This is a genomic window from Actinophytocola sp. (assembly GCF_050699935.1).
Taxonomy (GTDB): Bacteria; Actinomycetota; Actinomycetes; order Mycobacteriales; family Pseudonocardiaceae; genus Actinophytocola.
In genome coordinates this window covers 15269-34273 of the sequence record NZ_JBOHGB010000013.1, presented here as the reverse complement: position 1 = coordinate 34273, position 19005 = coordinate 15269, and the positions used below count along the sequence as shown (strand labels likewise).

General features: G+C 67.9%; 17 protein-coding genes and 1 pseudogene. 16 read left to right on the top strand and 2 right to left on the bottom strand.

From position 1 onward, the window contains the following. The first annotated feature begins 10 nt into the window (after positions 1-10). The 10 genes from ACRDTB_RS07635 to ACRDTB_RS07590 all read left to right on the top strand — a co-directional run bounded on the left by ACRDTB_RS07635 (position 11) and on the right by ACRDTB_RS07590 (position 8242). On the top strand, positions 11-1510 hold the full coding sequence (locus ACRDTB_RS07635; RefSeq protein WP_431429285.1) for a UbiD family decarboxylase: 1500 nt from the start codon (positions 11-13) through the stop codon (positions 1508-1510). 25 nt (positions 1511-1535) lie between these two features. Continuing rightward, complete coding sequence (locus tag ACRDTB_RS07630; RefSeq protein WP_431429284.1) at positions 1536-3146, top strand: class I adenylate-forming enzyme family protein; 1611 nt, start codon at positions 1536-1538, stop codon at positions 3144-3146. Continuing rightward, on the top strand, positions 3143-4123 hold the full coding sequence (locus ACRDTB_RS07625) for a 1,2-phenylacetyl-CoA epoxidase subunit PaaC (protein WP_431429283.1): 981 nt from the start codon (positions 3143-3145) through the stop codon (positions 4121-4123). The genes ACRDTB_RS07630 and ACRDTB_RS07625 overlap by 4 nt, the downstream gene beginning before the upstream one ends. Further along, positions 4111-4443 carry a metal-sulfur cluster assembly factor gene (locus ACRDTB_RS07620; RefSeq protein ID WP_431429282.1) on the top strand — a complete coding sequence of 111 codons (333 nt, stop codon included), beginning with the start codon at positions 4111-4113 and terminating at the stop codon, positions 4441-4443. The genes ACRDTB_RS07625 and ACRDTB_RS07620 overlap by 13 nt, the downstream gene beginning before the upstream one ends. A 207-nt stretch (positions 4444-4650) precedes the next feature. After that, complete coding sequence (locus tag ACRDTB_RS07615; RefSeq protein ID WP_431429281.1) at positions 4651-4869, top strand: hypothetical protein; 219 nt, start codon at positions 4651-4653, stop codon at positions 4867-4869. Between the two features lies 1 nt (position 4870). Next, the gene (locus tag ACRDTB_RS07610) at positions 4871-5575 is read left to right on the top strand and encodes a hypothetical protein (RefSeq protein WP_431429280.1); all 705 of its coding nucleotides are present in this window, start codon (positions 4871-4873) and stop codon (positions 5573-5575) included. A gap of 1 nt (position 5576) precedes the next feature. Further along, entirely contained in the window at positions 5577-5750 is a 174-nt protein-coding gene (locus ACRDTB_RS07605; protein ID WP_431429279.1) for a hypothetical protein, read from the top strand. A gap of 35 nt (positions 5751-5785) precedes the next feature. Next, a complete protein-coding gene (locus tag ACRDTB_RS07600) occupies positions 5786-6859 on the top strand; it encodes a hypothetical protein (RefSeq protein WP_431429278.1) in 1074 nt (357 codons plus the stop codon). A gap of 7 nt (positions 6860-6866) precedes the next feature. Continuing rightward, positions 6867-7868, top strand: a complete 1002-nt coding sequence (locus ACRDTB_RS07595) for a phosphotransferase family protein (protein WP_431429277.1) — start codon at positions 6867-6869, stop codon at positions 7866-7868. Beyond that, positions 7865-8242, top strand: a complete 378-nt coding sequence (locus tag ACRDTB_RS07590) for a hypothetical protein (protein ID WP_431429276.1) — start codon at positions 7865-7867, stop codon at positions 8240-8242. The genes ACRDTB_RS07595 and ACRDTB_RS07590 overlap by 4 nt, the downstream gene beginning before the upstream one ends. Positions 8243-8248: 6 nt before the next feature. On the opposite strand, the gene ACRDTB_RS07585 is transcribed toward ACRDTB_RS07590, so the two are convergent. Then, complete coding sequence (locus tag ACRDTB_RS07585; protein ID WP_431429275.1) at positions 8249-9259, bottom strand: TIGR03617 family F420-dependent LLM class oxidoreductase; 1011 nt, start codon at positions 9257-9259, stop codon at positions 8249-8251. 173 nt (positions 9260-9432) lie between these two features. Between ACRDTB_RS07585 and ACRDTB_RS07580 the strand changes: the two genes are divergently transcribed. The 6 genes and pseudogenes from ACRDTB_RS07580 to ACRDTB_RS07555 form a co-directional block, all read left to right on the top strand. Continuing rightward, a complete protein-coding gene (locus ACRDTB_RS07580; protein ID WP_431429274.1) occupies positions 9433-10572 on the top strand; it encodes an ABC transporter substrate-binding protein in 1140 nt (379 codons plus the stop codon). A gap of 62 nt (positions 10573-10634) precedes the next feature. After that, positions 10635-11522 (top strand): branched-chain amino acid ABC transporter permease, encoded by an 888-nt coding sequence (locus ACRDTB_RS07575; protein ID WP_431429273.1) that lies wholly within the window; start codon positions 10635-10637, stop codon positions 11520-11522. Beyond that, a complete protein-coding gene (locus ACRDTB_RS07570) occupies positions 11519-13375 on the top strand; it encodes a branched-chain amino acid ABC transporter ATP-binding protein/permease (RefSeq protein ID WP_431429272.1) in 1857 nt (618 codons plus the stop codon). Before ACRDTB_RS07575 ends, ACRDTB_RS07570 begins: the two co-directional genes overlap by 4 nt. 17 nt (positions 13376-13392) lie before the next feature. Continuing rightward, a complete protein-coding gene (locus ACRDTB_RS07565; RefSeq protein ID WP_431429270.1) occupies positions 13393-14124 on the top strand; it encodes an ABC transporter ATP-binding protein in 732 nt (243 codons plus the stop codon). After that, a complete protein-coding gene (locus ACRDTB_RS07560; RefSeq protein WP_431429269.1) occupies positions 14121-14726 on the top strand; it encodes a UbiX family flavin prenyltransferase in 606 nt (201 codons plus the stop codon). The genes ACRDTB_RS07565 and ACRDTB_RS07560 overlap by 4 nt, the downstream gene beginning before the upstream one ends. An 81-nt stretch (positions 14727-14807) precedes the next feature. After that, a pseudogene (locus ACRDTB_RS07555) lies at positions 14808-15028 on the top strand (transposase); the annotation flags it as partial. A gap of 709 nt (positions 15029-15737) precedes the next feature. Here the strand turns inward: ACRDTB_RS07555 and ACRDTB_RS07550 are convergent. Continuing rightward, positions 15738-18746 (bottom strand): AfsR/SARP family transcriptional regulator, encoded by a 3009-nt coding sequence (locus ACRDTB_RS07550; protein WP_431429268.1) that lies wholly within the window; start codon positions 18744-18746, stop codon positions 15738-15740. Positions 18747-19005 lie beyond the last annotated feature (259 nt).

The window sequence follows — 19005 nt, the reverse complement described above, 5'->3', positions numbered from 1 at the left end:
TAAGGAAAGCATGGGCGAGCCCGCCGCGACCAGCCTGCGCGGGGCGATCCGCGCGGTACGCGAGCTAGACGAACTGATGACGACCGACCATCCGGTCGATCCCGACATCGAGATCGTTGCCCTGCAGAAGATCTTCGATGGCGGAGCCGCGCTGCTCTTCGACAACGTCGTCGGTTACCCAGAGGCCCGGATGGTCACGAACCTGACGGCGACCGAGGAACGGCTGGCTCGGCTTTTCGGGGTCGAGGACACCCATGAGTTCAAGCGGCGCATGCGCTCCGCGCTCCGCCGTCCACTACCGCCTCGCCTCGTCGAGGACGCCCCGGTCCAGGAAGTGGTCGTCGAAGGCGACGTCGACGTGTGGTCGCACATCCCCATGGTCTCCCACACCCGTCAGGACCCGGGCCGGACTCTGGGCGGCGGTGTCACACTGCTCAGCGGCGATCACTTCTGGGGCGGCAGTCACGTGGGGTACAACCGCATGAACTTCCGTGGCCCCAACGTCGCCAGCTTCCAGATGGCCCCCGGGTCGCACTGCGACATGGTGGCCACCGAGTGGTACCGCCGCGGCCCCATCCCGATGACGATCAACATCGGAGTGCCGCCCTCGGTCGTGGTCATGGCCAGCGCCGGCTTCATGAACATGGTGCTGCCGGCTGGAGCCGACGAGCTCGGGGTGGCGGGTGGCCTCCAAGGCGCCCCCGTGGACGTGGTCCGCGCCCGCACCGTCGACGCGCTTGCCGTGGCCGAGGCGGAGTGGGTCATCGAGGGCTACCTGGAGACCACCGAGAAGATCTGGGAGAGCGAGGCCGCCGAGGCCGAGCAGGTCCAGGGCAAGCACCCCTTCCACCCGGAGTGGGCCGGCTACATGGGCAAGGCATACCGGACCTACAAGTTCACCGCCACCGCGGTGACCAGCCGTGCGGAGCGGCCGATCTACCACGCGCTGGGCGTCCACATGAAGGACGTGCACCTGATGACGACCTGGACCCGCGAGGCCGCCTTCATGGAGCTGGCCGAGCGCCTGAGTCCGGGCTTCTGCACCGACGTGCGGATCCCCTGGCCGATGACGGACTGGGGCGGAGCGGTGTTCCAGACCCGCAAGATCCGGGCCAGGGACGAGGGTGCGCAGGTCAACCTGCTGACCGCGGCCATGGCGTCGTCGCGGGGGATGAAGATCGCGATAGCGGTCGACGACGACATCGACATCTACCAGTTGGACGACGTGATGTGGGCGCTCACGACCAGAGTCGACCCGGCGCGGGACGTCCACCGGACTCTCGAGGGCGGCCTGGGCCAGAACTTCCAGCCGACGCACGACGGCGGACGCTTCGCTGGCGGGCTGATCATTGACGCGACCGTCCCGTTTGGAATGCGGGACCAGTTCCAGCGTCCGTCGTACGCCGTGGATGAGGTGGACCCGCTTCGCTTCTTCTCCGCCGACGACGTGGAGCGCGGCATGCGGACTCAGCGGGGCTGGGAGCGCTACCTGGCGAAGTTCGGCTACTGAGCTCATCGCGAAGGAGGGCAGTGAGGTGTTGAGCGCGGACCTGGCCGCCTCTGCGGTGCCGCGGGAGGATCCCGCTCTCCTCGACGTGGGTGGCATGCTGGCCCGCCATGCGAGCGAGCGCGCCGACCGACCCTTCGTGCGGGTGATCGGTTCGGGCGAGGAGATCGACTTCCAGACGACCGAGCGAGTGTCCGCCGGGGCCGTGGAGCGTATGCGGCGCATGGGCGTGAGCGCGGGCGACCGGGTGGCGCTCCTGGCGGAGAACAGCATCGAGTGCGTCCTCGTATATCTGGCCTGCCTGCGCGCCGGCTTCGTCGTCGCGCCGCTGAACGCGGAGATCAACAACGCGACTGTCAGCTCGATAGTCGACGACTTGCAACCACGGCTCGTCGTCGCGAACGCGACTCAGCGCACGCTCGCGCAGTCGCTGGCCGCCGGCGTGGAGGTGCCGGCGCTGGTGGCGTCGTTCAGCTCGTTGCGCGACCCGGGCGCCGGTGACCTGTTCCATGACCTGCCGTCGCCGCGGAACGTCGACCTACCTCGGGTCGACCCGCACCGCCCGGCCCTCGTCACGTACACGTCGGGCACCACGGACAAGCCCAAAGGGGTCGTCCACTCCCTGAGCAGCTACGCACACCTCGCCGCGCAGACGCTCGACCTCACCGGCATCGGGCCGGACGACCGGATCCTCGAGTCCCGTTCGCTGAGCTGGATCTCGGCACAGGTCATCAGCATCGGCAGTGCCGTCTACAGCGGTGCCTGTGCGGTGCTCGCTCCCCGGTTCTCCCGCCGCAACTTCTTCCGCTGGATCTCCGACGAGGCGATCACGGTCGCCGTCGGGGTACCGACGGCGATCAACATGCTGCTCGAGGAGAAGGTGGACCTCGAGGGCGAGCGGTTCCCGTCCCTTCGCTATCTCACGAGTTCGAGCGCACCGCTGTCCCCGCACAGGCACCGCGACTTCGAGGTGCACTACGGGATCCGGATCATGCAGTACTACGGCATGAGCGAGGCCGGATTCATGGCCGGCAACCGGGAGGATCGGGCGGTGCTCACCACGGTGGGACAGGTCACCAGGTACCAGGATCTCCGGATCGTCGACAGTGGAACGGGGTCGGTGTGCCCGCCGGGCGTCGAGGGCGAGATCCTGGTCGGGGGACCGCAGATGGCACTGGGGTACTACGAGAAGGGCGGCCTGGCCCCCTTGCCCGATCGCACCAGCTTCCGGACCGGCGACCTCGGTGTCCTCGACGAGCACGGCTACCTGAGGATCACCGGGCGCAGCAAGGACATCGTCATCCGCGGCGGGGTGAACATCGCGCCGCTGGAGATCACCACGGCGGTACTCGCCCACCCGGATGTGCTCGACGCGGGCACGATCGGCGTTCCCGACCCCGTTTACGGCGAGGAGCTGGTCACATTCGTCGCGACGCGTGGTCCTCGCGTGGACGCGGCCGTACGCGAGTTCCTGGAGTCTCGGTTGTCGCCGTTCAAGGTTCCCAAGCACATCCGTTTCCTCGACGCCATCCCCAAGACCGAGCGCGGCAAGACCGACGTCTCCGCGCTGCGGGGAATGTGGGACTCCGAGGCGACGGCCACCGCCGAGGGTCGGCCAGCTGAAGGAGCGCCGGCGTGACCGGGACCGTCGACGCCCTGCCGCTCGTCGACGAGTCGGCTCCCCCGCCCGGGGATCTCGAGGCGTTCTCCGAATGGCTGGCGGCGGGCGGTGATGTCGAGCTGTTGAAGGACGCGCCAGATCCCTATCGGGACGTGCTCCAGCAGACCATCGCGATCGCGGCCGATCTGGAGATCATGAGCCTGCCGTTGCTCTACAACGCGCTACTGAACGCCCCCGACGTCGAAGCCAGGATCGCCGTGGCGGCGTCGATCCAGGACGAGATGGGGCACGCCCAGATGATGTTCCGGCTCCTGGAGGAGTTCGGCGTCTCGGCCCAGGCCACGATCTTCGGTCGCGGTCCCGAGGCGTACAAGTCGTTCTACATCCTGGAGCACGGCTGCGACGACTACATCGAGTTCATCTGCATGCAGACCTACGGGGACCGGGCCGGCTACATCACGACCGTCGACCTGGCCGCCAACTGCTCCTTCGCTCCGTATCGCCGTTCGCTGGCCAAGGTGAACTTCGAGGAGAAGTTCCACTTCAGACACGGTGAGCGGGAGATCCGGCGGCTGTGGGAAAAGCGGCCCGACCTCCGGGAACGCATCCAGGCCACAGTGGACTGGATGTTCCCCCTCGCCGTCGAGTGGTTCGGCGTCACGGACGACCGGAAGTCGCGTACCGGGCAACTCACCTATCGCATCCGCGGCCACTCCAACGACGAGCTGCGACAGCGTTGGCTGCGCGAGGCGACCGCCTTCAGCGAGTCCGTCGGCCTGCGGGTGCCCGCGCACTATGACCAGGAAGCCGACGCCTACGTGCTGGACTACCGGCTGCCGGTCCTCTTCGACGAGGCCACGAAGACGTGGGACCTCACGACGACGGTCGAGTGGCCCGCCAAGTTCGCGCAGTGGAAGAGGGGCGGCCCGAGGAAGCTACCGGGAGTCGCACTCATCCAGGGGCAGCGATGGGGGGCCGAGCTGTGGGTCGCCTGACGACCACGAGCAGCCTCGACACGGCCGTCCTGCGGTCCCTCGAGGACATCCAGGATCCACACCTCCCGGCGTCGCTGGTAGACCTCGGCATGATCGTCGGTGTGCGAGTGTCCGACGCGACAGCCCACGTCGAGCTCTGTCTGCCCTGCACGTCCTGTCCCGCTGTCCGGCTGCTCGAGGAGGAAGTCGTCAAGGCGGCTCAGCGGGTGGAGGGGGTGCACGACGTCGAGGTCCGTCAGGCGTGGGAGCGGCCATGGCGGCGCGACGCGGTCACCCCGCGGGCCGTCGACGCGCTGCGCGAGATCGGAGTACAGCTGTGAGCGGAGCTTGCGGAGCGAACCATCGAACACAGGGCGACCGCGAGCGGCTCGACCGAGCCTGCGAGGGGGAGTCGTGAGCCACCTTCTGCCAACCTCGGCAACCGTCACCTCAGGGGAACGTGAAGCAAGCCAGCCACCAGTACGTGACCGGGCCGAACGCTCACTGCCCAACGCGACCAACACATTGAATTGCGGGGAGGCGGACCAGTGAGCCAGGGCGAGGAGCCGCGGTGGGAGGTGTTCGCCAGGCGCGAGCTTCGACGACCGCTCACCCACCTGGGCAGCGTCGACGCGCCGAACCCGGAGATGGCCAGAGCCCGAGCCTGGGCGGTGTACGCACGGGGTGGTTGGAAGGAAATGGCGATCGCCCCCGCGGCCGCGTTCACCCCGGTCGTCGGGGGCTACGCCACGATCGGGGTGGTCTGAGATGACCGTGTCCACGGACCGCGAGTCGTCGGCCACGTCCGAGTCCGAGCTGCGCGTGCTCCGGGACACCAAGATCGTTCTGGGTCACTGGTACGCGCTGGTCCTTCCCAACGCCATGGCATTGCAGGACTTCAGCGCCATGGCCGCGATGGTCCAGGTCTCCCTCGGCCACGCCCGCGTGCTCGACTCACTCGTACGCCACAGCGCGGACCTGCCGCCGACGTCCGCCGTGACCGTGGTCGCCCGCGACCAGCTGGCCAGCATGGTGCTCCTCGACCGGCCGCCGTCGGACTGGACGGACTTCGTTACCGCGGTCGCGCTCGGCGAGTGGGCCGTCGAGAAGCGCATTAGGACGGTCAGCACCGACGGCGGCCGCGTGGGCGACACCTGTGCCCGCCTCCTCATGGAGACGTCGTTCGTCCTCGACTATGTGCGTGGCTGGCTACGGGTGCTGGCCGACTCCTCCACCGATCGCGTCCACGAGTGCCTCGAGGAGCGGGTTCGTGAACTCAGGACCTGGTACCCATCCGACGCCAGCCCAGAGCTCCGCGAGATCCTCGGCCAGGTGGCCGAGTTCGCGCCGACCTGGACGCCTGGTGACGTCGTGGCTGATCGGCCGCCCTGGGAGGCGACTCGCCGCCGGCCCGAGGGGTCGCTCGTGCCCGTCGCACTGGCGAACGGGATCGCCGATCGCGAGCTGATGTGACATGAGCAGGGAAGATCCAACCCCGCGCTGTCCCCACTGCGACAGCGGTGACGTGACCAGGGTCGCGTACTTCGGTACGTCGGCCGCGCAGTCGCAATGGCACTGCGCCAGGTGCCGCAGCGTGTTCGAGTTCTGGCGGTACGGCGGTCCGCTCTCCCCACGAGGCGGCGAGTGATGGTTCCGATGCGACTCACCCCGGCTGATGACCTGATGCTTCATCAGACCCTCGACCCGTCGTCGAGGATGTGGACGACGGATGCCCGCGCGTACGAACGATTGTGGTTCGGCCTGCAGGACGACGCCGGCCGGCTGCGGGTCACGCACGGCACCGCGTTCTACCCCAACCTCGCTCGCTCCGAGGCGTTCGCGATCGTCGTGCACGACGGGATCCACACCACAGTCCGCGCGTACCGGGAGTACTCGGGAGACAGGGTGGACCTGGACCTCCCGCCGCTGTCGGCGCGCATCGTCGAGGGACTGTCCCAATGGGAGCTTGCCCTGGCCACGAATCCGTGGTCGATCGACTACCAGCTGACCTGGCAGGACACCAAGCGGCCCGAGTTCCGGCGGATCGGCCCGATCGAGGACGACGACGGTGTGATCACCAAGGCCATGGCCGGATTCGAGACCTTCGGCCGTGCGACAGGAAGCCTCCGCGTCGGCGAACGCACCTTCGACGCCACCACCGTCGGCCTGCGCGGTTCCCGCGATCGGCACTGGGGAATCCGCAACGGTGTCGGCGGGCGTGCGCACTGGGTCGGGGACCTCACGCGGTCATCGCTCCCGCCGTACTTTCCTGGGCAGTGGGTCGAGTTCGACGACTTCGCCGTGTGGGGAGACGTGGTGCTCCGCAACCACGACGACGATCGACCGGCCGAGCGCATCGTCGGCTTCGAACGACGGCTCCGATTCGACCCGACGACTCGCCTCTTCCGTGCCGGCACGGTCGTCAACCACCTGGAGGGCGGCGGCACCCTCACCCTGGAGTTCGAGCGCCTCGGCAACCAGATCGCGTTCCTGCGCTGTGCCGGATACGGCGGGCCTCGCGGAGGTACGCCCAATGGTGATGTCTGGGCCGGCACCCACGACGGTCCGGACACCGTAGAGGCAGAGACGTTCGACCTGAACGATCCGCAGGTCCAGGTGCGGTTGGCGGGACTCGACCAGCACCACTGCGTCGTCACGTGCGACGGTGAGGTCACCCAGGGCTTGTTCGAGGGGTACGAGCCCGAGCTCTACGAGCGGTGCTCGGCCGGCGAGCCGACCTTCGAACTCGTGGTGTGAGGCGTCGATGACGCTGTCGACCGGTCCGCTGGAGCTGGAGCTGCGCGAGCTTCTGGGCGCAACCCTCACGGTCGAGACTGTCCGACGACTCGAGGGGGGCTACTCCAGGGAGACCTGGGGGGTACGGGTGACCGGAGGGCCACCCGGTGTTCCCCGCGACCTCGTGGTGCGACGGGACGCCGCGTCCGGGATCGTGCAGACGCCGCTCGCGGTCGAGTACCGGCTCTACGAAGCCCTGGCGAAGCTCGATCTGCCCCTCCCCACCGTCCTGGCCGTCTCGCCCGACGGTGGTCGACTCGGCAGGCCCTACTACGTCATGACGAGATGCGAGGGCACTGGCGACGCACGTGCGGTGCGCGCCCTCGATACCGACGCCCGCGTCCGGCTTGCCTCCCAAGCCATGCGCGCGCTCGCCCAGCTCCACTCGGTTGACGCGACCGACCTCGACGTCCTCCAGGATGGTCGGAGCACCTCGGCCGCGGCCGAGGTGCGGCACTGGGCGGGCGTCCTGGACTCGGTACGCCTCGCGTCCACCCCCGCGCTTGCCCTCGCGCTCACCTGGCTCTCGGAGAACGCCGCCGTCGCCGAGGGCGCGGCCCTCCTGCACGGAGATTTCCGCACTGGCAACCTGCTGCATCGAGCGGACGGGTCCCTGACCGCGATCCTGGACTGGGAACTAGCCCACCGGGGGACGGCGGCCGAGGATCTCGGCTGGTTCTGCATGCGCCGGTGGCGATGGGCCGGCACGACATTGGTCGGCGGACTGGTTCCTCGAGACGACCTGCTCGACCTCTACCGGTCGCACGGCGGCGAAGTCGATGCGCGGGACGTGCGGTTCTGGGAGGTCCTGGGCAACGTGAAGCTCGCGGCTTTCCAGGCGACCTCCCGTTTCCGGCTCAGCAAGGGGGAGGCGGTCCGGCTGCCGACCATCCGCTCCTCCCTCTACCTCGAGCACCAGTCCCTGTTCACCGTCGAAGCGCTCATCGAGGCCGTGGCGGCAATCCCGTGAGCGCGGGGCACGATGCGCTCGCCGCCCTGGCGAGAGTCCTCGAGGAACTCGTGACCCAGGCTCGTGCCGGCGTCGAGATCGCCGACGACCTCTCGGCGGCCGCCACGCTCCTCCGCGGGCTCGCGCGGCAGGTCGTGGCGGAACCCGCGCTGCTGGAGCGGGAACGAGCCGAGCTCGTGGACCACCTCCGCGACTCGAGTTCGGCCGGGTCAGCCGAGATCGAGCGGCTGCGGGATGCCTACGTGCGACGCATCGAGGCACAGATCCGCGCGATGGATGCGACTGGCGACAAGTCCGACATCCTGGCCGGGCTGCGCCTGCTGCGCGACCAGCTGGCCCGGCGCGCTGAGGTTCTCGGGTACGACACGGTGTGAACGTCGTCAGCCGCGCCGCACCGCTGCCACGAACTCGCGCAACCGGTCGGGGTCCGTCTCCGGCAATGGCAGGTACGACGCCAGTCGATCGCATCGCCCGCGGAACCGCTCGTTGATGAGGGCGGGCAACTCCTCCAAGGTGCCCTTGAGTGCGAAGTGGTCGAGCAGCTCGTCGGTCAGGACTGAGGGAAGCCGGTCCCAGTCCTCGGCGCGCACCAGTGCCCGCAACTCCGGCTGCAGATCCGCGAAGCCGACGGCCGCCAACACGTCGACATAGTCCGGAGTGGACGCATAGAAGGCGAGCCGCTTGCGGACTTCCAACTCGCAGGCGGCAAGCTCCTCGTCGGTGTCGCCCACGATGAGGAACGTATAGCCGAAAACCCACGGCACCGTGTCGCGCCCGGCACGCCGGGCTCCCGCTCGGAGACTGGGGACGGTGACCTTGTCGATATAGGCCACGTTGGTGAACGGGTGAATGAAGATGCCGTCGAAGAGCTCGCCGGCGAGCTCGGCCATCTGCGTTCCGACCGCGGCGAGGGCCAGGGGCACGTCCGGGTGCTCGATCGGGCCGGGGTTGAAGAATGGCGTCAGCAGCGTGTGCCGGTAGTACTCGCCTTCGTAGCGCAGTGGTTCACCGGTCTGGTAGGCCCTGAATATCGCCCTGGTGGCGCCCACGAAGTCGCGCATCCGGGGCACGGGGTCGCCCCACGGCATGCCATAGCGCCGGGTGATGTGTGCCTTCACCTGGGTGCCGAGCCCCAGTACGAAACGGCCCCCACTGGTCTTGGCCAGATCCCACGCGGCCTGCGCCACGGTCATGGGCGTTCGGGCGAATGCGACGGTGATACCGGTCCCGACGGTCAGCCGTGCCGAGGCGTCGATCGCACCACCGGCGGCGAGGAGTGGGTCATGCCCGGCCTCTCCGGCCCAGTAGCCATCGAACCCGAGCGCCTCCGCTGCCTGGGCCGCCGCCCGGGAACCGCCCAGCCCATCCGTGCCGAAGGTATCCACCCGCACGCGCGTTCACTTCCTGGGAACCACTTGTTGACATGGCTTAACAACCCCGCATACTATCCCCGCAGACAGGTACTGTCAAAGTAGAACATCGCATTCTGTACCTAACTCACAAGGTCGTTATGATCGCTGCCGATGGCCGCGCGCTTCATTGCTGAAATGCGAGGAGAGAGCCAGTGTCCACAGTTCGCATCGTGCAGTCGTTCACGGCCATCGCGGCACTGTTGTGCGTGACGGCATGCGGCTCGAACACCGGCGGCTCAAGCTCTGGCGACGCCTCGACCGTCCGAATCGGACTCATCGCGTCCCTGACCGGACCCCTCGCCGGTCCGGCCACCGAGTTGGTGAACGGCGTCCACGTGGCGGTCGACGCCTGGAACGCGACCGAGAAGTCGAAGGAGATCAACCTCGAGGTCTGTGACGACGGCGGCCAACCCGCGCAGGCTCAGACCTGCATTCAAAGCCTCCGCGGCAAGGTGGACGTCTTCATCGGACCGATCTTCTCCTCGCTGTGGGCCTCGACCCTCGAGACGTACAAGACGCTGAAGCTGTTCGCGATCGCTCCGGCGCCCGCCTCCGAGGCTCCCGCTGACACCGACATCTTCACCACCGGCACACCCGCCGGCGTGGCCCTCGATCGGACCTTCTCCTACTTCAAGGACAAGGGATGGACCAACGTCGGATTCATCAGCACGAATGACGACGCATCCGCGGTCGCCGCCGAGCTGGCGCCGCAGGTCGCCGAGAAATACGGCCTCACGCTGACTCGAACGTCCTTCGAGGGGACCGCGCGCACCGCCGTCCCACAGCTGAACACCATCAAGGCCGCGAACCCCCAGGTCGTCCAGGTCTGGTCGGTCGGGCAGTCCGCGGTGACGGTGATCCGTGGCATGAACGAGACCGGCATGTCCATGCCGATCGTGATGAACTACTCCAACGCCACCGCGGCGACGTTCAAGATCGTCGGCGACGAGGTGCCGCCCAAGCTGCACTTCATCGGGTCTCCCTACATGGTGTCGAGCGACGCACAGGCGGCCGGTGGTGTGGTCGCCGCCTACGACAAGCTCTACTCCGAGAAGTATGGTCCCGCGTCCTGGAACGCGATGGCCGGCGGTGACGCGATCCTGGTGGCGATGAGCGCGGCCGCCAACGGCGTACGACCCGAGGACATGCGCCGGGAGTTGGAGAAGGGCGATCCGATCACCGGGCTCACGATGACGTTCACCTTCAGCAAGGACTCCCACGCCGGGGCGAACGATCCCGAGCAGTTGGCCATCGCGAACTTCGCCGATGGGGCCTGGTCGTCGCTCGACTGAGGCACGCACCGTCCGGACACACCTGCCACCACCGCGCCTCCGCCCGCGAGCAAAGGAGCCCCGTGATCTGGTCTGGACTCCCGGCCGCGTCCGAACTGCCGTCCCTCGTGTGGGCGGGTGTCTGGGCCGGAATGATCGCGGCATCCCTGGGGGTCCTCGTCGTGATCGGCTTCCGGGTGAGCCGGGTGCTCAACCTGGCGATCGGCAGTGCGTTCGTGCTGGGTGCGTTCCTCTTCGGGGCGCTCGGTGGGAGCCTGCCCGCCGCGGTGGCGCTGGCGGTGGTCGCGCTGGTGGCGGCGGCCGCCGGTGCCGCGCAGGAGCGGGTCGTATTGCGGCCCCTCCGTGCCAAGCCCCCGTTCGTCCAGCTGCTTTCGACGGTGGGCATCGCGTTCGCCGTCGAGGGGTTCGTCATCGCGACCTGGGGACGCGAGCCCGTGTCCGCGCCGAAGGTGCTCGATGGGCAGTTGACCGTCGGTGACGTACACGCCCAGCACGCACAGTTGATCCTTGTCGCCACCGGGCTCGTGCTGGCGTTCATCGCGCAGTGGTGGTTGCGCAGGACCAAGTCTGGCCGCCAGGTGTCGGCGACGACCGACGACCCCGGCGCGGCCATGATGCTCGGCATCGACGTGGACCGGCTACGCCTGGCCTGCTTCGCCACCGTGTCCGCGGCAGCCGCCCTGATCGGTGCCGTGGCCGCGTCGCTGGTCCTGGTCGACTACGCCTCCGGCCTGCCGCTCTCGCTAGAGGCGTTCGTAGCGGCGGTCATCGGTGGCGGGAGGTCGCCGGTGGCAGCCCTCGGCGGCGGTCTGCTCGTGGGGCTCATCGAGGCGTTCGGGGGACGAGTCTTCACCGCCAACATCGCGGAGGTCATGACCTTCACCGCGCTGATCGCCGTGGTCCTGGTGGCCCGCCGGCTGCCCTCGTTCCAGTTGGCGGAGACGCGGTGAAGGGCCTGAAGCGCCTGAGTGCCGACGGGCCAGGATGGCTGGCGGTACCGGCGGCGAAGCTCGGCAACGCTCGCATGTGGATAGTCGCGGTGCTTCTGGCGGCATTCGTGCTGGGACCCCTGGAGATGGACGCGGCGTGGTTGACGGTGTGGACCTCGATCGCTGTGCTGGCCCTGGCGGGAGCGGCCCTCAACCTCGCGTTCGGCTACACCGGCATCCTCGACTCCGGGCATGCTGTCTACTTCGGACTCGGGGCGTACACGGCCATCCTGACCACCTCTCACCTCGAGGTTCCAAGCATCGTCGGCGTTGGGTTGGGGATGCTGCTGGCCACCGCGCTCGCCGGCCTTCTCGGCGTCATCGTGCTGAGGATGCAGGGATTCCTCCAACTCCTGATCACCGTCGCACTGGCCTCCATAGCCGGAGCCCTCATCGTCAGCTTCACATTCACCGGCGCCGAGGTGGGCGTCTCGGCCGGCGCCCGGGACGTGTTCGGCACCGGGGACCTCGACGACGTCCAGGTGCATCTGCTGGCCGCCGGGACCACGGCCGTGATCGTCTTGATGATGGAGTTCCTGCCGGCGACCAGACTGGGCCGGCTGCTGGCGACGGTCCGTGCGGTGCCGGACGTCGCATCGACCGCCGGAGTCCCCGTGTTCCGGACCCGGGTGGCCGTGTACATGGTCGCCGGTGCCGTGTCCGCGCTGGCCGGAGGACTCTCGGCGATATCGCTGCTGTTCGCCTCCCCCACCTCGATCGGGCTGGCACAGAGCATCCAGATTCTGATCGTCGTCGTCATCGGTGGCACCGCGACGTCGGTGGGTCCGTTGTTCGGCGCCACCATAATTCTCATCCTGCCGCAGTGGTTCGGTGGGATCGCCGACTACCAGACCCTCCTGATCGGACTGATCTTCGTCACCGTCCTCATCAGACTCCGAGGCGGCGTCGCCACGCTGGTGCCTACTCCCGTGGAGAGGCCGCGGGATTCGTCTCCCGGCAGCGACGCCGACGCCTCGCTGGAGCCGATCCGCGAGAGAAGCGGCGCCGAGCTCGAGATTCGCGACCTCCGCAGGCACTTCGGCGGGGTTCGCGCCGTGGACGGGGTCAGCCTCACCGTCGAGCCCGGACGGATACACGCACTGGTCGGACCGAACGGGTCCGGGAAATCCACCATCGTGAACCTGGTAACCGGGCTGCTCTTGCCGACCAAAGGCTCGATCCGCTTCCGGGGCCGCTCGATCGAGCGGATGCCCTCGTTCAAGCGCACCCGGCTGGGAATGACCAGGACATTCCAACTCGTCGCACTGGCTCCGAACCTCACCCTGGCCGAGAACGTCATGGTGGGCGCCTTCGCCGCACGGAGGTCTGGCCTGCTGCGCGACGCCGTCGTGGGTCCCCGCAACCGCTGGGAACGCGACCTGAGAGACCGCAGCGAACGGGTGATGCGCGCGGTGGGTATCGGCGGGTTCGCGCACCTGCGCCCGGACCAGACACCTCCCGGCATTCGACGCCTGACCGAGGTGGCGCGATGCTTCGTGACCGGCGCCGGGTTGATGATCCTCGACGAGCCGGCGGCGGGGCTCGACAGCAACGAGAAGACGCACCTGGCCGGGGTCCTGCGCGCGGTGGCGATGTCGGGCCGCGCGATCTTGCTCGTCGAGCACGACATGAACCTGGTGATGTCGTTGGCCGATCACGTGACCGTGGTCGACGAAGGGAAGGTGCTGGTGGAGGGAAGCCCGGAGCAGGTTCGCCGCGACGCGGCCGTCGCGTCGGCCTACTTCGGGCGTCAGGGCGTCGCCACGAGCGCGACTCCTCCACCGGACCCCGGCGAGGCGTGGGTGCCGAAATGACGGCCGACGAGGAACCCATGCTGAGAATCACGAACCTCCGCGCCGGATACGGCGCCATGACCGTGCTCCGAGAGGTCTCGCTCGAAGTCGGCCTCGGCGAGTGCGTGGGCGTGCTGGGCGCCAACGGTGCGGGGAAGTCAACCCTGCTGCGCGCCGTCAGCGGCTTCGCCACGGTTACCGGGGGCGAACTCGCGGTGGCCGGAAGGTCGATACGGCACAGAAAGCCGCATCAGCGCGCTCGCGACGGTGTCCTGCACGTTGCCGAAGGACGCCGGCTCTTCCCGGCGATGTCGGTCGAGGAGAACCTGCGCGTCGCGTTCGACGCCCGGGTCGACCGGTCCTCGAAGCAGGACTGGCAACGGCTGGTCGGCGAGACCGTCTACGGTTTGTTCCCGCGTCTGCACGAGCGGCGTCACCAAGCGGCCCGGAGCCTGAGCGGCGGCGAGCAGCAGATGCTCGCCATCGGACGGGCACTCGTGCTCGAGCCCCGGGTGTTGATGCTCGACGAACCCAGCACCGGGCTCGCGCCGATCGTCGTGGACCACATCTTCGACGTGCTGCGCGATATGGTGGCGCACGCGCGGATGGCGGTACTGGTCGTCGAGCAGCGGGTCGACGTCCTCGTCGGGATCGTCGACCGAGCGTACGTGCTGCGTTCCGGGGAGCTCGTCGCGCGGGGAGGGCTCGCCGAGCTGCGGTCCTCGGGCGCCCTGGACGCGGCGTTCCTCGGGACGGGTGCGCCGGCGTGAGCACATCGGGATGGGAGCAGTCGCGTCCGACCCGCGTGGTCGTCGCGGTGACCGGTGCCACGGGGACCGAACTCGCCGCACGCGTCCTGCGGAAGCTGGGCGAGCACGGTGTCGAGCGGCATCTGGTCGTCAGTGCCGCGGCGCGGCGTACCGCCCGCTACGAGCTCCCCGATGTCCGTCTGGAAGCCGAAGCGGAGACGAGCTACGGATGGCGAGACATCGGTGCCGCACCGGCTTCGGGTTCGTTCCCGGTGGACGCCATGATCATCGTGCCCTGCAGCGCGAACACCCTGGCGTCCATCGCCAACGGGATCTCCGACAACCTCATCACGCGCGCGGCGGACGTGACCCTGAAGGAACGGCGACGACTCGTCCTGTGCTTCCGCGAGACCCCGCTGCACGCCGGTCACATCCGCGCCATGGACCTGGTGACCTCCATGGGAGGCATAGTCATGCCCCCGGTTCTCGCGTACTACACGCGCCCGAAGTCACTCGCGGAGGCGAACGACCACATCGCCACCCGGCTCGTGGGAATGCTCGGCTTCGAGATCCCCGACGACTACCAGTGGCTGGGCGACGACCCCGAAAGGCAACAGGAATGACCTCCCGACTCCGAGCGTGCCGCCATTCCGGACACCGCCACGCGTCCAGGTCGCTCATATCGCTGAACGACGGCGAACCGCACTCAACGGCGTGAGCGCAACGGGTCGCGGCCACGGACACTGTCCACAAAGGCTGGCGACATCGACCCGCGCATCCCAAGCCGCGCAAGGGTTCGTTCTTCCCGCTGATCCACGAGGCCCGTCGGCGTATCGACCAGGCGCTGTACGCGGTGGTGATGGAGGCCTACGTCGCTGGCGTGTCCACCCGCTCGGTCGACGACCTGGTCGCCGCGCTGGGCATCCACCTGGACGCCGGCGCCCACAGCGAGACGGCACTGACCATGTTCCGCCGCCACGGCAACCGACACGGCGCGGCCGCGACGCTCGACAGCCGGGCTACATCGCCTACCACACCGGAGCGCACACCCAACACTCCACTACTACCAGCAGGCCGCGCACGCGTGGCAGCGCGCGGCTCAGCTGTACCAAGCCCAACAGCGCGTCCCCGACGCCGACCGCGTACGCCACCAACTCGCCCGCCTCGACACGACGACGTCACCGTCGTGACCCGGTGTTCACCGCGACGGTCCCCTTCGCCCCGATCTGTGGCCTTGGACCAGAACGAGTAGAAGTATCCGATGTGGATGTGATATTTCGCGATCGGTCTCGTGTCGACCGCGGTCGTTCCCATATCCGCCGGCGATTACATCCAATATTTGCTTCCACTGGACATCAGCGTCATCAGGTCGAATCCCGAATACGCCGCCGGGTCAACTCCCGCGATAAACGCGGCCACGTAAGTCCAAAAACCCATGTACTCCGGCTCCAGGTGTGTCGGGCTCACCAAATCACACAGTCGGGGTTGCACTTGACCCCCGGCCACAAGGGACTCTACCGGGGGGCCAGTTCGCGTCCGAAGTGGACCCCCGTTCCAGCGAACGGCCCGACACGGTACAGTGATTAGTTGGGGCGCGGGCACACCCGTAGTGGCCGTCGACTCGGGTGTCCTGGTTATGGCGCCCCGGGATGGAGCCGCTGCCTCGGGACCAGTGGAGCTGTTCGCGTCTCCAGCGCGAGGGCGGACGATGCGGACAGTTCCGCCAGCTTCGTTCGGACGGTGGCGGCTCGCGGGTCGCCGAGGTCCTCGAAGATGGTCAGCGCGAGCGACCACTCGCGAGCGGCTTCGTCGTGACGCGCCCGCGCGTGGCACACCCGCCCCAGGGTGTAGTGGGCGCTCGCCTCACCCTCGGGGTCGCGCGCGCGACGGCAGAAGTCTCGTGCCATGTGCGCGTACCGCTCGGCACTCTCGAGAGCTCCGTTCTCGGCCTCCAGCCGGCCCAAGAGGTTGCAGGTCTTCCCCACCTCGGCCCGATCCCGTTGACGCCGGTGGAGGGCGAGTGCCCGGACGGCGTAGCCACGGGCGGACGCGACGTCCTCACGCTCCGCGTAGATCAACGCGAGCTCCGTGAGACAGCGCCCCTGACCGTTCTCGTCCTCGATCTGCTCGGCGCCCCACAGCCCGTCACGGCAGTAGGAGGCCGCCTCGTCATAGGCGGACCGGCGCCGGTAAGCCTCGCCGAGCCGGTGGAGGGCCCGGACCTCGAGCGCCTTGACATCGGCGCGCCGCAACATCGCCAGGGACTGCCGAAGGAATCCGATCCCACGCTCGAACTCGCCGCGTTCGATACATAGACGGCCGCGGTGATTCGTAGCGACGGCGAGGCCGATCGCACAGTCGATCGAAGCGAACCGCTCCTCGGCGGTGGCGAGATGAACCTCGGCGGCCGCGAAGTCGCGACGGCTCAGCGCCATATGGGCGAGGTTGTTCAGAGCATTCCCTTCTTCTTCGATATCGCCGAGACTCTTAGCCGCGGCGACACCGGAAAGGAGATTTGTGGCGGCGTCCTGGAAAAACCCGAGCCGCTGGAATATCTCGCCCGTCGCGTTTGCCAGCTTCGGCACATACGAATGGAATCCCTGCCTGCCGGCAAAGGCTACGACCGCGTTTATATTTGGCCGTTCACGAATATACCAGTCCATGGCGGCTTCATAGGTCGTGAATTCCATGGGAACCACTCCGGGTTCGAGTGGCAACGGGTCGACTGGTGGCCGGAACGGAAATACGGTGATGTCGGCAGCACGGGCGGAGTGGAGGAAGTAGCTGAGCAACCGCTCCCCGGCGGCGACCCGCTCGGCGCCGTGTTCCGCCGCGGCGATGCGTTCCGCCGCGTACTTGCGCAACAAGTCATGCAGCCGGAACCGGTCCCCCCGCTCGCGCGTCAGCAAGTGGGCGTTGACCAAGAGCCCGAGATCGCGTTCGGTCTGCCTCCTGTCCTGGCCCGTCAGCGCGGCCGCGAGGTCCACGCTCAGGTCCGCCCCCGGGTGCAGCCCGAGTAATCGAAAGACCCGGCGTTCGCTGGCGCTCAGTATCCGGTATGACCAGGTGCAGGCGGCCCGCACGCTGCGGTCCCGGCCGTCCCCATCGTCGCCGAGGCCGAGCAACGTAGGTGCGTTCCGCAGCTCGTTGACCAGCTCATCGACGGGAACCTGGGGTGCCATCGCCACGTGTTGGGCGACGAGCCGCAGCGCCAGCATGTTGCCGCAACAGATCGCGGCCAACATCTCCGCCGTCGCCGGTGCTTCGGCGAGGCGAATGCCCAGTCGTCGCACGAGCCACGACTTGCTCTCCTGGTAGTCCAGGGGTGCGACCGTCAGGTTGGTCGCGCCGCGCAGACCCAGTCCATTCAGCTTCCGTCGGCTCGTGACCACGATCGTGCACGTGGACAGGATGTCGAGCAGCGGTTCGACATGTGGGGAGTCAACGGCGTTGTCCAGCAAGGCAAGCACGCGCCGGCCGGCGAGCAGATCACGGAGCTTCGCCGCCCGGCCCGCTGCGTTCGCGATTCGTTCGGCGGGAAAGCCAAATGCCGCCAGCAGGTCATCCACGACCTTGTCCGTGTCGAGCTTGGGGCGATCGGAGTAGCCAAGAAGGTCCGCGTACAGCAGTCCGTCCGGATACCTCTCAGCCGCTCGATGCGCCCAGTGCACGGCGAGCGTGGTCTTGCCGACGCCCGGCACACCGTCCAGCGCCACGACACAGGGCACCATCTCGCGGGCGGAGGACGTGGTGACGTCGTCGAGCTCGCTGAGCAGCTCGTTCCGTCCGGTGAAGTCCTGGACGTTTCTGGGCAACAGGTTGGGCTTCTGGATGGAAATCTCGACCGCGCGGTTGGCGCGCACGGCGGCGTGGTCGGGACCATGCTGCAGCGTTTCGTGGAACCGCAACAGATCGTCCGCCTCGTCATAGTCACCGTCACCGCGCATCTGTTTGCGCATGCGCAGGAGGTAGCTCTTGGCGTCCTGGTGCCGACCCCGGCCGTGCAGGGCCTCCATCCTTCGTTTCACGAAGGAAAGGGTCGACTGGTGCGCCGTCGGTAGGTCGGCCAGCCGTTGCAGCACCAACTCGAATCTGCCCAGCGCGGCCAGCTCTCGCAGCAGGAGATCCTGCGCGGGCAACCAGAGTTCAGTCTCCGCCCACCGCCGCCAGTTGTCCGCGCGCTCGGTGTCGAGATCGGCGAGCGGACGGTCGGTCCAAAGCGCCAGAGCGGCGTCGAGCACCCGGCTCGCGTGTTCGTGGTCGCCGCGGTCGCCCGCCACCCGCCCCTCCTCCACCGCGGCACGGAACTCGAACAGGTCGACCTCGCGCAGGTCGACCTCGATCCGATAGATGCCGTCCTTACTGCCGAACGTCGGCGGAGAATTCATTCGACGCAACGTCTGCCGAAGTCGCGAGCTGTACGAGTACAGGGTGTCGACCGGGTGTTTCGGTACCTGCTCATCCCACAGCCACTCGACCAGTTCCGAGACCGGTATCGCGCGACCACCGTGGATCAGCAACGTGGCGAGCATCCCGCGCAGCTTGGAATGCCCCCACCGAGCATCAAACGGCTGGTGGTCGCCGAGGCGAAGGGCGGTGCGCCCCAAGACCTTGAACCGAAGTCCCACCAGCGTTGCCCCCAAGCTGGATTTGCTATCTCACCGACATCCGTCGAGTGTGCGCTGGGGGCACATCGGCCTACCAGCATTGATCACTATTTGACACCGAGCTGTTACGGATCGTAGCACCCCGGGCCCCCTCTTCGTCCAGCGTGCGCAAGACAATTGTCCATCGTTCTGACAGGTATTTGTCCAGTGGATGGCGTGCCGCTGATCAACTTCAGGAATATCAGCGCGCCCCACTCCCCGATTTGCGCCGCCAAGATCGCCGGCGGTCATGCTC